This window comes from Companilactobacillus zhachilii, assembly GCF_003606365.2.
In the GTDB taxonomy this organism is placed as follows: Bacteria; Bacillota; Bacilli; order Lactobacillales; family Lactobacillaceae; genus Companilactobacillus; species Companilactobacillus zhachilii.
On record NZ_CP031933.2, the window covers coordinates 1,903,572 to 1,918,321 of the forward strand.

Below are 14,750 nucleotides of genomic sequence, written 5' to 3' on the forward strand. Positions count from 1 at the left end.
GCTGTGAAAGTGGCGTTATGGCTTTAGCCATTACATCACGGGACGACTTTTGAAACTCGCGTACCTTGCGAGGTTCAAAATCGAGGTTGGAGACCTTGGCTCCAACCGGTCCCCATAGCGACCAAAATTTCTTACTCCTGCAGGTGGCATATTTAAACTACGCACAACCATCATACGCTAATAACTACTTCTTAGTTTTCTTCTTAGGCAATCTCATTTCAAACAACAACGGATTTGAATCAGGAGCAATTCGTAAACACAATTCCTGTTGTGCCCGCGTCACCCCAACATATAGTAACCGGCGCTCTTCCTCAATAAATGCCGAGTAATTTTCCACTTCTTTGTAAAAAATATGAAACATCGAAAATTCTTTTTTCTTATCCAATGTTTTATCCAAATTGATTGGATTAAAACCATTATTATTCGTAATATCTTTATAGTTATCAATATGTGCTGACTGCAAAGCTCGTTCCAAAAACTCATAACTCTTGTTATAAACCAACTTCCACTTTTTAACAAATTGATCAAATGGCATTTCAGGTGGGAACCAGTTATTCAAAGCGACGGCGGCACTTTCAACTTCCTTGTTCGTTAAACCATACAAATAAACGTACTTAAACTCCAATCCTTTAGCCTGATGCAATGACAAAAATTGGATTCGATGTTCTTGTTTTCCCTGTTCCATTCGACTCGAAAGAATATTCTTTTTCTGTTCTTCATCTAAAAAGAACGCATCCACATCGGTATAAGTTTCAATTTCTTCTTCCAGATATGCCTTGATGTCGTTAACTTCAACTTTGGACATGAAATTTTTATCTTCCATGAAATCAAAATATTTATCAGTTAACTTAATCGCAGCTTTGTACAAATCCTTCATCAAACTTTTAGATAATTTCTGCTTAGTTGCCTCATCGTCAGAATCATTCATTTTATTTTTAAAACGTTTAATACTATTGAAATAAACTTGCACACGCTCATCGGTCCGCTTATAGGGAGTGTTTGTTTCGGCGTTATACGCTTCAGCGGCTAACAAATATTTACTCAATTTATGAAATTCATCATTGGCTCGAGTCTCAACTTTTATCGTATGGTCTTTATAAGCTCGAAAGCCGATACGGTTAGCTTGATTAGCAAAATACTTATATTTATCCTGCCAGAGAGCTTTCATCAGTTCAGTTATAATTCGATAAATTAAATTATTTTGCAGAATTGCACCAGAATTATTAATATTGGCATATATTTCTTGATTGGCTAACCAATCAGCCAGTAACATTCTGGAAGAGTTGTACCGCACTAAAATAGCAATATCATCATTGTTGATTTCAGGATCGTTAATTTGCTTAACTAGTCGTTTTAACATCTTTGAAGTCCGACTAAAGCCTGATTTCTTACTGCTATATAAGACAAATTTACCAACATCGGGACGACCAGATAATAAATCTTTATCGAGTCGAACATGATTATGCTTAATTAAAGGAACAACACGTTTAAGAATTTTCTCACCCGTCCGATAATTAGTTGATAGATTCAACTTCTGAGCATCTGGCAGTAGCCGCTTGTAATTCAAAATATACTGTGGATTACTACCCCTAAACGAATAAATACTCTGGTCATCGTCACCAATCACAATTAAATGTTGCATCGTTTCGGGACTGAGTAATTTAGAAATTATTTGCCACTGCAAATTATCGATATCTTGAAACTCATCAATCACCGCTATCTTATAACGTGACATGATATTTTGATAATATTGCAAATACTCAGGATTGTTCATACTATCCAACAGCAACATCTTCATATCATTGAAATCGATATATCCATCGCGGCGCTTTAATTCTTGATATTTATCAATCACATCAACATAATCTTCATAAAAATTATCATCATGGTTCTGACGTGAATATTCGGCCATAACCTTAATCGATTGTGATAATGGCTCGTTTTCGGTTACAGTTGGTAAAATACCGTCAGTCGTTAGACCTTGATTAATCATGTATTCGTTGAGGTCAAACATTTCTTCTAACATCTCAGCCTTCGTTATAACGTTACTAGGATGCTTAATTTGATCTGATAAATCACGCATAAATAGACGATAACTAGTTAAAACTTGAGCATCACGATACTCAGGGTTTTGTCGTAACAGTTGATAAAACAAGGCATGAAAGGTTGTGAAATTTGGTCGCCCGACCGGGAATTCTAACCCCGTATCTGATAGCTCGGTCACAAACTTATTAAATCGATTGCCCATATCAACTCGGGATTTATGCGAGAAAGTTATCCCCAAGATTTCGTCTGGGTCAGCATTTCCTTTGGCAACGGCAATTAACGCCATCAAAATAAAGATGGTTGTCTTGCCGGAACCAGCACACGCATTAACGAGTAGCGGTTTCGTAAAATCATTATTTAAAATTTTTATTTGTTCATCGGAGAACTTCATATTAAGACCTGATTCCATCAGATCAATTATTTCATTAGTTGATAATTCTTGAATCGTTTTGTCCCCCATTACTTTCATTTAAAACATAGTTCCAAAAGAGATCATTGGCTTGAGAATGATGTCCCTTAACTCTGATGAAACAAAGTTTATTATTAATATTCGATGTCAACGGTACAATTGCGACAGACGGGTTAGCAAATTGCTTGGCCGTTTTAGCTGTCATCACTGACACACCCATATTATTTTGAACCATTTGCATGATCAAGTCCACACGCGTGCCCCGATAAGTTATTTTTGGTTGAAAGCCAGCTTTTCGACAAAGTTGTAAAACTGGTTCATATAGATTAGTTGACGCACCCAAAATCAAAAACTTTTCATTCTTCAATTCAGCTAAATTCAATTCGTGCGACTTAGCTAATGCGTGATCATAGGGTAAAACGGCGACAAATTTATCGTCCTCCATGATTATTCGATCCAAATCGTTATCATTGAAGTCAAACGTGCGCGCAAATACAATTTCACATTTACCAGCCTTTAAAGACGTCAACAAATTATAACTTTCATCTTCCTTCAATTGTATTTGAATCTCCGGATAGGCTTTTAAAAATTGACTAATCAATGTAAAACTTTGATAACTAGGCATAGTTGGAATTGTCTGCATCTCAATGATGGAACTTTCAGAAGCTTGAAACTCGGCCAATTTAACTGTCATCTCAGAGTAATCTTTCAAAATTTTTTGAGCGTATGGCAATATCAATTGTCCTTCCGAAGTTAATTCAATCCTTCGATGGGCACGTTTAAAAAGCTTCGTTCCTAAATCCTTTTCTAACGCCAAAATTTGCTTTGAAATGTTTCCCTGCGTAGTAAACAAATTTTCTGCCGTATCCGTATAATTAAGCGTTCTTGATAAATCAACCAAGACCTTAAATTTATGAATATCCAAGACAACACCCCCCTCTAAAATATTCCACATTGGAATTAATTGTAGCATTTAATAAACTTCAGTTGAAAAAATAAATTTGAACCCGTATGGTTAACGTATGTTAATTAGAGGAGGAAATATTTTGACAAAGATTAAATTGATAGCTTCCGATATTGATGGAACGCTATTTGATTCTGAGCACAACTATGATGTAAAGCGTTTTAATAATTATTTAGATTTATTACATCAAAAAGATATTAAATTTGCTGTTGCTAGCGGCAATAATCGAGATCATTTGGAAAAAATCTTTCAACAGAGTCCTAACATTGATGTCTTCATTGCCGAAAATGGGGCCCAAATTTATAACCAGCAAGAAACACTTTACGAAAAAACGCTCCCCAATACATTAGTCAACGATATGATTCAAACTTTCGATAAAGAATTGGAACTCAAAGCACTTTCACTCTCAGGAAAAAAAGCCAGCTATTCCAATACTGCAGAGAATCAACCTCTTTATCACATCAATAATCTAGTATGTGTTGATGACCTGACGAGGGTCAATGACGAAATATTTAAATTGAACATTCAATTACAACACGAAGATCTTGATACCGGAGTCGAATTATTAAATGAAAAATATGGCTCAAAAATCTATGCGGCTGTCAGTGGCTTTGGAAGTATCGACATTATGAGCAACAACGTTAACAAAAGTTTGGGACTACAACATCTTTGCCAAAAATTGGATCTTTCTCTAAAAAATGTAATGTCATTTGGCGACAACACAAATGACTTAGAAATGTTAGCTGAATCAGGCATCAGTTTTGCTATGAAAAATGCTAAGCCAAAAATTCTCAAGACCGCTGATCATATTACTAAAGACGATAATGATCACGACGGCGTTTTAAATACACTCGCAGAATTTTTCCGGCTATAAAATTGCATATAAAAAGGCTAGATATTTTTTCCTTGGTATAATCCACAGAAAAAATATATCTAGCCTTTTTTACTTCAAATGATATATAGCTTATTCATCTACTCAAGAATAAACTAATTTTCATCCGGTCTTTCCATCAATAGTAACAAAATCAAATAAACGATAATTCCTGGAAACATTGGTGTCAACGATAGTGCCACATAAAGAATACGACCAATGGCAGGATTCCAGTCATACTTTTCACAAAAACCAGCAATAACTCCACCTAAAATTTGATTGTCTTTTGATCTCTTCACAGAAATATGCATTGTCTCTAACCTCTATTATTCAGGATTTTCCATTAACATCCAGAGAACTAAGTAGCCTATGATACCCGGAAATGGTGTCAAACTTAAAATAACCCATAATACTCTGGCAATTGTTGGATTCCACTGGAAATGCTCTGACAAACCACCGATAACACCGGCAAATACGTAATTACTTCTAGAACGTCTAATTGAAATATGCATAAGCTACTTCCTCCTCTTATCTTTAATTACATAATAAATGATTCCAAATAAATAGTACATTGAATTCACTTACATCAAACTTACAATTTTGTCACTTGGACTTCTAACAAATCCTTTAGTACCTGTAAGTTTTGGTTAAAAGCATGTTTAGCAATTGGGGCCAGTAAGGTTAGTGGTAAATGTAAATTATTTGTCGGATAAAGTGTCTCGGTAATTTTGGTTAATCCAGCTTGCTCAGCCAATTCAAAAATCAGTTGATATTCTAAACGACCAGTTGTACTTTTACAAACAATTTTATTATTTAAAGCTTTAATTTCAACAATTTCATCTTTATTTAACGCATCAACATCTCGATGAATCGCATAAGTATTTTTGGCAACCGGTTCAATTTTTCCAATCGCCCAATTCCACTTTAGCCAATTCGGAGCTGTTAATAAAAATTGTTGAACACTATTTTTATCAGCCTTAATTAAGATTTCATTTTGAAATAATTTTTCCATGATTATTACTCCCTTGATTTGATGAAGTAATCATATGAAAAAATCCTCTCAATTTGAAATCAGCATTCTGATATTTTAAAAATCAGTAAAAACTTTTTCACCATACAATTCTGAAAATAAGTCTTTACGCTGGTGGGCTTCCAAACGTTTATCGTCGTCATGTGCTTCTTGAGCTAAACGAGCCATCAAAAAATAGCAGTTAGCTAACATATAATGCGAATCATGCTTAGCAATGAAACTAATGCCATCAACTAAATAGGCTGTTGAATTTTGATAGTCATTCAACTTGAAATAAATTAAAGCTGCTAAGTAATAAATAATATTTTGATTTTCATCATAAGAAAATTCATTCCAATTACGAAAGGCCAAATCAATATTATCAATGGCACTCGTTTTATTATTTTGTAGCGCATCAATACATCCCATCGCCAAATAGCCTAATCGTGAAATAGTATTTAAATGTAAGTGATTAACCTCCGCCAAAGATAGCTTAAAAGATGCTAGTCCTTCATCCAAGGCCCCCGTTTGTAACTGCGAAACACCCAAGTAGTAATAGTACGCTTGCATTTGAGCTGCTGTATCCAAACTATCAAGTACATTATCTTGTTGTAGAAAAGCTAATAACTCCTTATATTGGTGCTGATTACACAACTTATCCACTGTTTGGTTAAAATCATCATTTTTACTAATAGTGTAATTAGATGCCAGACTAATTTCATTCAAATCAACATTTAGCTTATTCGCCAAATTGATCAACAAATTAGCGTTGGGAATATAAACATCATTCTCAATTGCTGACAACATTGATTGCGCACAAACACCCTCGGCCAGTTCCTTTTGCGTCAATCCTTTTTCTTTACGTAATTCTTTTAAGACAGTCCCTAAATTTTTCATATACAATCCCTGACTTCTACTTTTAATTACTTACTTCAATTCTAAAGTAAATTGGGAATAAATACACAAAAAAGGAACTGTGATATAACTATTTTTTTCTCAAAAATGCAACATAAACGTGCAACAAAACATTGCTTTTTCCGCTGAAAACAAATTAGACTCGCAATCCAAAAATCGGATTACGAGTCTAATTCGCCTTAATGCTCGAAAGCTAACCATGTTTGGTCACACTCTCTTATTAATTTTCTTGTGATATTTTTACAACTGGAGTGGTAATTCGAGTTGTAAAAGCAGCCTCTGGATTAAGTGGTTGCAATGCCAAAATAGCTGGTTGACCTACTTCGATTCTGAATGGATTCAAAACTTCAATATTTTCTGTGTCCATTCTCAATTCTTTACCCCGTAATTCATCACGTTTTCGATTCAAAAATACCTGTGAATTCTTAATTATTATTGTATAAACTGATCTACTCATCGTGATGAACTTATACGTTCCGTCCGGAAAATTGTATTCCAAAGCTTCCACTAATCCCACTCCTTTTAATCAATTCTTTGACGTGCAATTAATATTATCACTGAAGTTCTTTATAAGTCCAAGCTGGACTCTCGTAACCATGGAATTGTTTCTTAATTACGTCAGCAACTTCCTTCGTATGGTAGGCTTTAACAATTTTCTTGAAAGTTGAGTTATCTTTGTCCTTGGCGTTGGCTGAAAGAATATTGACATAAGGTTTAGATTTAGCTGTGATTTTTTCACGATAAACGGCATTTTTAGGATTCAATTTAGCGTCGCTGGCAACACCACTGTTAACACAAGCTGCTGTAACGTCATCTAATGATTTGGCTGTTTGACCAGCATCTAGTGAGGATATCTTTAATCCACGAGTATTTTCAGTAATATCACGCAAACTTGGAATCTTCGCATTGTTCAACTTAATCAAACCTGCGCTTTCCAACAATTGTAGTGCTCGACCCTCATTAGTTACATCATTAGGAATGGCGATTTTATCACCTTTCTTTAATTGACTAATATTGGTAATCTTTTTGGAAAAAAGTGACATTGGTGCAATTACTGTTGTACCTAACGTCACAATATTAGTTTTATGTTTCTTATTCCAATCACTTTGGAACGTATATGTTTGGAAATCATTCATATCAATCTCACCTGCAGCCAAAGCCGTATTTGGTTGACTGTAATCTGAAAATTCAACGATTTTTATATTGATACCCTCTTTTTTAACAATTTTGGCAACTTTTTCCAAAGCTGGATCATTAGCACCAGTAATACCAACTTTCACAGTCTTTCCAGAATTATTGCTGCCACAACCTGCTAAAATAAATAAACTAAGTGTGGTAATGAATACTAGTAATATCCCCTTAATTTGCTTCTTCATAATTTCTCCTCCTCAAATGGGTAAAGCTACTTCTTGGAGTAAGAAGTTTTGACTATCATTTTCAATATTTCTCACTCCAAGTAAGCTAGTTAAAAATGAATTTCGTGGTAGTAGTAAATCGTCTAATATACAAGAATTTTTAATTTCAGTGGTAATATATTCCTGCATTCAACTTAATTATTTAGTCGGAAGAGTGGAAAAGATTAACAGGCAGTGAAAGTGGTGTTAGGACGAGTGGTTTTCTCGTTCTTACAGCACCGGGCGTGTTTGGAGACTTGCTGAACTTGCAAGGCTTCAAACCGAGCCTCGAGACCTTGGCTCGAGGCGGTCCGCACAGCCCGTTAATTCTTTTCCACTCTGGAGACGGCATATAACAAAATAAAAAGACGCTACTATCAGGCAATGTTTGCCAAATAGCAGCGTCTTTTTGTGGCGCGGTATTTAAAAGCAAACTTTCTCATATTTACTTTTCAAAATACCAATCAATTTAATTACGATTGTGGTAGTAGTAATTAAATTAATGTTCTAGCTTGCGAACTGCGAAATCTCCCAGTCCTTGAATAACGAAAACCAATACCAAAATGAATAACATGGATACGATCGTGACGTCATTTTCAAATCGTTGGTAACCGACGGAAATCGCCATATTACCAAGACCACCACCACCAACGGCACCAGCCATGGCAGTTAATCCGATCAAACTAATAATTGTCAAGGTTCCAGAACGAATCAATTCAGGTAAACCTTCACGAAGGTAAACGCGGAAAATGATTTTCATTGGTGACAATCCAATTGCTTCAGCGGCTTCAATCACACCAGGATCAACTTCGACTAAAGCTAATTGAACTTGTCGTGCGAAGAATGGAGCTGTACCGATAACCAACGGTACTAAAGCACCTGTAGGTCCAATTGTTTGTCCAACAATCAATTTTGTAAACGGTCCGATAACCGCTAGCAAAATGATGAAAGGAATTGATCTGAACAAGTTAACAATCTTATCTAACCAATAGTAGAAATTCTTATGTGGTGTAATGCCATCCTTTGATGTGACTACTAAAAGAATTCCTAAGATGATACCAATAATACCGGCAAATAATGCACTGACAAAAGTCATATAAAGTGTTTGCCAGATTGCGGTAACGAAACCATTATCGCCTTCCCAGTTAGCAACTACGTTAGGTAAAAACTTATTTACTAATCCTGTCATGAATTATTTGCCCTCTTTCTTTAAATCAATTTCTTTAACATTAACTTTCAAACTATTTAAATACTTAATTGCTGCTTCAACTTTGTCATCTTCACCCGTTAAAGCAAATAACATAATTCCAACTGTGGTATTTTGGAGTCTTTCAATATTACTGAAAAGAATATTTGCTTCAACTTGGAAACGTTTATACAATTCAACAACTATCGGTTCGTTAGTTGAATCACCGATATAGTTCAATTCAATCAAGCGTCCAGAAAGTTTATCAACAATTCCACTATCACGAATTTCATCAAGAACTGAACCGATATGTGTTGAAGTATTAACAAAGTCTTTGGTCAATTGTTCCTTAGGATTACCGAAAATAGAAAGTAAGTCGCCTTCTTCAATTAAACGACCATTTTCCATGACGGAAACCCGATTACATACTTGCTTAATAGCGTCCATTTCGTGAGTGATAATCACAATAGTAATTCCAAGTTCCTTATTCAAACGACCAAGTAGATCCAAAATTTCTGTGGTAGTTTTCGGATCCAAAGCACTAGTAGCTTCATCAGAGATCAAAATCTCTGGGTCATTAGCTAGCGCACGTGCAATCGCAACACGTTGTTTCTGACCACCTGACAATTGAGATGGGTAGTTATTTGCCCGATCTGACAACCCTACGATGTCTAATAATTTATCAATTTTCTTCTTACGTTCAGCTTTACTCAAACCTGAATCACGTAAGGGAAAATCAACATTTCCATAGACAGTCAAAGAATTCATTAAATTAAAGTGTTGGAAAATCATTCCAATATTACGACGAGCTGTACGTAAATCTTTTTGACTTAACTCGAGCATGTTTTGACCATTTACGATAACTGATCCAGCAGTTGGTTTTTGTAATAAGTTGATTACTCGAACCAAGGTACTCTTACCAGCACCAGAGTAGCCAATCACCCCGAAAACGTCACCTTTCTTAACATCAATTGAAACGTCTTTGACAGCTTCAATCGTTTTACCTTCATTTTGAAAGGTAACATCAATATTCTTAAGCTGAATTATCCCATTTTGTTCTGCCATTTAATAATTACTCCCTTAACTTAAAATCTTTGAATCATGGTAGTTTGTCTGACTAAACGATCCCCAAATCATCAGTCATGTGGTTCTCCGGTAGTTATACTACTAATATATCTAAATATGTATTTCTACTATTACTTAAAGTTTAGCGTTCCAAGCAGGAATTTCGTTTCCGCCGTAAACCTTCTTGATTTCTTTTTCAACATCTTTAGTTTGGAAAGCTTTAACAACTTTCTTGTATGTCTTGTTATCTTTGTTCTTCTTTTGAGCAACGATGATGTTGATCCAAGGAATTGAATTCTTGTTGATTTTTTCTGTTACAACAGCTTTCTTAGGGTTCAATTTAGCATCGTTAGCAACGTTACCATTAACAACTGCGGCGTCAACATCATCTAGTGAACGAGCTGTTTGTGCTGCATCTAGGGTTGTGAACTTCAAGTTAAGCTTGTTTTCTTTAATATCTTTGGTTGAAGGCAATGTCTTACTATCATCAAGTTTTAAAACACCATTGTATTCTAGTAATTGTAAAGCACGAGCTTCATTTGAGGCATCATTTGGAATAGCAATTTTAGCACCATTCTTCAAATCACTAAGCTTTGTGATCTTGTGTGAATATAAAGCCATTGGTTGAATAACTGTCTTACCAATTGAAACTAGATCAGTCTTATGTGCCTTGTTCCAAGCGTTCAAGAAATCAGTATGTTGATAAGCATTGATATCAACTTCACCTTGAACTAAAGCTGTATTTGGTTGATTGTAGTCATTGAATTGAACAATCTTCAAATCAATTCCTTCACTCTTAACATTCTTTTGAACAACTTTCCAAATTGGTGCATCTGAAGGGTTGATTCCCACTTTAACTGTTTGGGTCTTACTTTGATTACCACAACCAGCTAGTACAAAAATAAATAATGCTGTGAAGGCTAATAAAATAACCTTGCCAAATTTCTTAAATTTACTCATATCTTTCTCCCACCTTACCTAATACTAATCGACTAAAAAATATCTATAGAAACAAAAAAGCCGCTTCAAAACTGAACATCTCTGTCCAATTTTAGAAGCGACTCCTCGCGGTACCATTCTAATTCGGAATAAATTTACACTTATCCCCTTAACAACATACAAAATTACTATATGCGTGTACTGTAAAGGGTACCAACCATTGCATCTTTATCCGAAGATTCAGCGCACCAATCACGGGTCATTTTCATTCAAGTCGTTGCCCTCATCTCAGCAAATAGAGGTTTTCTGTACAAACGAGGTTGAATTACTTCCCCCGATCAAATTGTTTAATAAATATCTTTTGTTAATCGTTGGTTAGATAATACAATCTAATTTTTGAAATGTCAATCAATAAAAATAAGTTTTTTCAGTCGATTTTCTAATTTTTCATTTATGTGCCAAATGGTATTTATACTAAGTTATGGAAAAAGTCTTTTATTTTCAATGGTTAACGAAGTTTGTCGTTGTGCGTTTTATAACGTTAAAATGATATTTTTTTAGAAATAAAAAATTTATAAATATCTTTTCAATTAGAGATTTACATTAGTAAAATTAAATATTTACTAATGTTGCCGCCTCCGGTTGCGAAGAAGAATACCCGCTATGGGACCGTCTGGAGCCAAGGTCTCCAGACTCGGTTTTGAACTTCGAGAAAACCACTCGAATTTCAAAACACGTCCTGTGTTGTAAGGACTAAAGTCCTAACAACACTATCACAGCGGGTATTCTTCTTCACAACCTCCAGCTAGTTTAACTGATATATCAAATATCTTATAAAAAAATAAACTCATAACTTAAATTCCAACTAATTAACCCCCAAAATGAGATAATTAATAAAAATACTAAGGACAAAAATATGTCATTGCCTATCGAAGATATTAAAAATTATCATCTTTCCCAAAATGAATTTGAATCGATGTATTTCTACAAAACCGAATTACAAACTATCTGTCGAAATCTAAACTTGAACACCTCTGGAACAAAATTTGATTTGAATCAACGAATCATTAAATATCTCAATCACGATCCGCAAACCAACGGCCCTTCTTCACAACATAACGGTATTACAACGGACTTAAAATTATCGACAAAAATCATTAATGGTGTGAAATTAAATCAACAATTACGTAATTTTATGGCTAATTACTATGGTAAAGAAACATTCAAATTTTCCAAAGAAATGGCTGTTACTTTTCGTGAAACTAAAGCTAATAATGATTCTTCAATAACAATTCAAACTTTAATTGATATTAATGATGGTAAAGTTTCAGTCAATACTGATAAAGACGATGCAAGTTATCAATGGAATCAGTTTGTTAAGGATTTTTGTGCTGATCTTGCTACTAAGCCAATCCAGAATAAACTAAAATCAGCCGCCATTTTGTGGAAATTAGTTAAAACTAAGGCCGATAAACGTTATTCTCATAATCTTTTAAAATATTTACCATAACAAAAAAGGCTTCCTAAATTAATAGAAAGTCTTCTTCGGCAATTGTCTGTTGCATCTATATTTTACCCTAAATTATGATAAAACTTCAACTGAAGCAGTTGTAACACCATATGATGGGATTGATGAACTAGGCATAGCAACATCTAATTGTTGTGAGTTAGAATTTGCGAATGTTCCTGTATCATTAACTGTTCTGTAAAGAACTGTTCCATCAGATAGAGTAATCTTCAATTGTGTACCCTTTGGAAATACTGAAAGGTTAGCGGCAACACCACTGTAACCCATATTTGAACCTAAAACGGCTGGATCATAGAAGGAAATTTTAAATGTTCCTTGTGATGTACCGGTTGTACTTGTTGATTGAGTTGTTGCTTGTGATGTTGTATCTGTTGTTTGTTGTGTTTGTGTATTGTCTGTAGTTGTGTCTGTTGAAGCAGCTGTTGTAGCAGCTTGTGTGTCAGCAGATGTATTTGTAGTTGTATTTGCGGTTGTATTTGTAGCACCAGGCAATGTGATTGTTTCACCTGGGAAGATTAAGTCAAATCCGCCAACTTCACGTCCGTTAGCTTGTTCTAGAGCAGAAATACTAATTCCATTAGCTTCGGCGATACTCTTGTAAGAATCACCCTTTTCAACTGTAACCTTGTTACCGTTAGTTACGGCAGCTTGGGCTGTATTTGTTGAAGCTAAAACTCCTGTCAAAGCCATTGCACTTACTAAAGCGATAGATAAAACTTTTTTCATAAATTAATTACATCCTTATTTTTTAAAATTTAATTTCTCTCAATTGCTATGGTGCTATACTAACAGGCTTATATTACATGACGACCACCTCAGAGTTACATTTTCAAAGTTTTATGTAATCTTAGTAACGTTATTGAAATATTTATATTTAAGGTAATTGTGACTTTTATTGCCATGGAGATATATTCATGCTATAGTTTTATATATGAAGAATAAAAAAACAAGATTGTCCGCAAAACTACTAATAATGTTAGTCGCTTTGGAACTTATCGCATTTAGTCTAAATATGTTCTTCGAGCCGCACAGCATAGCCGCCGGTGGAGCCACTGGAATTGCTATACTGTTGCAAGCAGGATGGAAAATCCCAACATTCATCTCGGTTCTTGTCATAAATATTGTGATGTTAGTACTGGCTTACTTACATTTAGACCGTCAAACAACGGTTAAACTAGCACTGGGAAGTTTCATGCTTCCGTTATTGTTATATATCACACCTGTTTATAACTTGATTCCAAACAGTCGAGTTCTTTCTATAATAGTAGGAAGTGTTATTTTCGGAATTGGTTTAGCAATTTTATATACATTAAATATGTCTAGTGGTGGTACAACTGTTCCACCAATGATCATTCACAAAAACTTTGGAATCGACAAATATATCAGTCTGTTCATCATCGATGCCCTCGTCTGCTTAGGAAACATTGCTCTAACAGATATCGTATCTTTCCTACTAGCAGTCATGTCAGTCGGAATTTCCAGTCTTTCCATTAAGGGTTTTGGAATTATTCATGCAAGAAGATTAGCACAAGCATAATAAAAGGTGCACATATCAAAGTATCGAAAATTCGAGTATTTTGACATATGCACCTTTTTTATTTGGATTATTTTAGATTCTGCTGTTCTTTAGAAACAATTTCATTATTAGAGATTTCAATTTTTATCATTGCATCAGCCGTTGGATCAGCCTCTAGCAGGTCAGATTCATAAGTTAAAGTTCTGACACCATTTACATCCGAATAATCATCAGGATCACCTAATTTATTGATGACTTTATTATAACTATCGCCTATTTGTAACTGATCATATTCTTTGAGAGTTAAAACTTTCTTCCTATCTATGTTCAAACCTTGAATCGATTTAGAAGTGGCTTTATCTTTTTCAAAAGTAATTTGAATCGTTACTCCATTGGTTTCATTCCAAATCAAAGTTGAAATGGGATTATTGACGTTTACTTTTTGAGTGGTCGTTGGTTGGCCTAACAATTGAATAATATCATCCCTACCGTAACCATTCTTACCAGTTTTAATGGAATTGTATCTGGCTACAACTGAAGGATTATCTTCAATTTTCTTTTTTTCAGCTAAACTTTTACTTTGACTAACGGTAGCTTTATCAGCTTGACCCATATAAAACGAATAGTTTGCGATGTAGGTTGTGGCTGAAACTATAATAAAAATAGAAAAGATTGTGATCCAAAACCAGTTTCTATGATAGAAAGGTTTTTCATCTTTTTCATTCATAATTTTTATGCCTCCATTCACATAGTGTATTTTAGCAATATTAATATTAAGTAGCACCTTTAATGCATTACTTTTCTAATTATATAAAAAAAGCCAATCATATTAAAACTTAAAAAGTCTTAATACGATTGGCTAATCTGCAAAATGGAGGTGAGGGGAAACCAACCGTGTTTCTTATAAA

Annotated in this window: 16 protein-coding genes; 3 read left to right on the forward strand and 13 right to left on the reverse strand. The window is 34.6% G+C overall.

All coding sequences use genetic code 11. The features are described 5' to 3' along the window. Window positions 1-184: 184 nt before the first annotated feature. Entirely contained in the window at window positions 185-2,515 is a 2,331-nt protein-coding gene (locus D1B17_RS08685; RefSeq protein WP_120142065.1) for a UvrD-helicase domain-containing protein, read from the reverse strand. Beyond that, on the reverse strand, window positions 2,472-3,380 hold the full coding sequence (locus D1B17_RS08690) for a LysR family transcriptional regulator (protein ID WP_120144204.1): 909 nt from the start codon (window positions 3,378-3,380) through the stop codon (window positions 2,472-2,474). The genes D1B17_RS08685 and D1B17_RS08690 overlap by 44 nt, the downstream gene beginning before the upstream one ends. 121 nt (window positions 3,381-3,501) lie before the next feature. Between D1B17_RS08690 and D1B17_RS08695 the strand changes: the two genes are divergently transcribed. Continuing rightward, a complete protein-coding gene (locus D1B17_RS08695; RefSeq protein ID WP_166806662.1) occupies window positions 3,502-4,293 on the forward strand; it encodes an HAD family hydrolase in 792 nt (263 codons plus the stop codon). 113 nt (window positions 4,294-4,406) lie between these two features. On the opposite strand, the gene D1B17_RS08700 is transcribed toward D1B17_RS08695, so the two are convergent. The 9 genes from D1B17_RS08700 to D1B17_RS08740 all read right to left on the reverse strand — a co-directional run bounded on the left by D1B17_RS08700 (window position 4,407) and on the right by D1B17_RS08740 (window position 10,819). After that, entirely contained in the window at window positions 4,407-4,589 is a 183-nt protein-coding gene (locus D1B17_RS08700; protein ID WP_420868395.1) for a PspC domain-containing protein, read from the reverse strand. A 27-nt stretch (window positions 4,590-4,616) separates the two neighbouring features. Continuing rightward, window positions 4,617-4,802 carry a PspC domain-containing protein gene (locus tag D1B17_RS08705; RefSeq protein WP_120142062.1) on the reverse strand — a complete coding sequence of 62 codons (186 nt, stop codon included), beginning with the start codon at window positions 4,800-4,802 and terminating at the stop codon, window positions 4,617-4,619. A gap of 80 nt (window positions 4,803-4,882) precedes the next feature. Continuing rightward, window positions 4,883-5,302 (reverse strand): hypothetical protein, encoded by a 420-nt coding sequence (locus tag D1B17_RS08710; protein WP_120142061.1) that lies wholly within the window; start codon window positions 5,300-5,302, stop codon window positions 4,883-4,885. A 75-nt stretch (window positions 5,303-5,377) separates the two neighbouring features. Then, a complete protein-coding gene (locus D1B17_RS08715; RefSeq protein ID WP_120142060.1) occupies window positions 5,378-6,196 on the reverse strand; it encodes a helix-turn-helix domain-containing protein in 819 nt (272 codons plus the stop codon). 238 nt (window positions 6,197-6,434) lie between these two features. After that, window positions 6,435-6,722, reverse strand: coding sequence for a hypothetical protein (locus D1B17_RS08720; RefSeq protein WP_120142059.1), 288 nt, complete (start codon window positions 6,720-6,722; stop codon window positions 6,435-6,437). Between the two features lie 46 nt (window positions 6,723-6,768). Next, window positions 6,769-7,590: a MetQ/NlpA family ABC transporter substrate-binding protein gene (locus tag D1B17_RS08725; RefSeq protein WP_166806663.1), complete on the reverse strand. Its 822-nt coding sequence runs from the start codon at window positions 7,588-7,590 to the stop codon at window positions 6,769-6,771. Between the two features lie 517 nt (window positions 7,591-8,107). Continuing rightward, window positions 8,108-8,797: a methionine ABC transporter permease gene (locus D1B17_RS08730; RefSeq protein WP_120142057.1), complete on the reverse strand. Its 690-nt coding sequence runs from the start codon at window positions 8,795-8,797 to the stop codon at window positions 8,108-8,110. Between the two features lie 3 nt (window positions 8,798-8,800). Then, entirely contained in the window at window positions 8,801-9,859 is a 1,059-nt protein-coding gene (locus D1B17_RS08735; RefSeq protein WP_120142056.1) for a methionine ABC transporter ATP-binding protein, read from the reverse strand. A gap of 135 nt (window positions 9,860-9,994) precedes the next feature. Next, window positions 9,995-10,819, reverse strand: a complete 825-nt coding sequence (locus D1B17_RS08740; RefSeq protein WP_120142055.1) for a MetQ/NlpA family ABC transporter substrate-binding protein — start codon at window positions 10,817-10,819, stop codon at window positions 9,995-9,997. Between the two features lie 895 nt (window positions 10,820-11,714). On the opposite strand from D1B17_RS08740, the gene D1B17_RS08745 reads away from it, so the two are divergent. After that, on the forward strand, window positions 11,715-12,308 hold the full coding sequence (locus D1B17_RS08745; RefSeq protein WP_120142054.1) for an SAP domain-containing protein: 594 nt from the start codon (window positions 11,715-11,717) through the stop codon (window positions 12,306-12,308). Window positions 12,309-12,380: 72 nt separating this feature from the next. Here the strand turns inward: D1B17_RS08745 and D1B17_RS08750 are convergent, their stop codons facing one another. Beyond that, window positions 12,381-13,052, reverse strand: coding sequence for a DPBB and LysM peptidoglycan-binding domain-containing protein (locus D1B17_RS08750; RefSeq protein WP_120142053.1), 672 nt, complete (start codon window positions 13,050-13,052; stop codon window positions 12,381-12,383). A 205-nt stretch (window positions 13,053-13,257) separates the two neighbouring features. On the opposite strand from D1B17_RS08750, the gene D1B17_RS08755 reads away from it, so the two are divergent. Beyond that, entirely contained in the window at window positions 13,258-13,863 is a 606-nt protein-coding gene (locus D1B17_RS08755) for a YitT family protein (RefSeq protein WP_120142052.1), read from the forward strand. 67 nt (window positions 13,864-13,930) lie between these two features. On the opposite strand, the gene D1B17_RS08760 is transcribed toward D1B17_RS08755, so the two are convergent. After that, on the reverse strand, window positions 13,931-14,569 hold the full coding sequence (locus D1B17_RS08760; RefSeq protein WP_120142051.1) for a DUF3862 domain-containing protein: 639 nt from the start codon (window positions 14,567-14,569) through the stop codon (window positions 13,931-13,933). Between the last annotated feature and the right edge of the window lie 181 nt (window positions 14,570-14,750).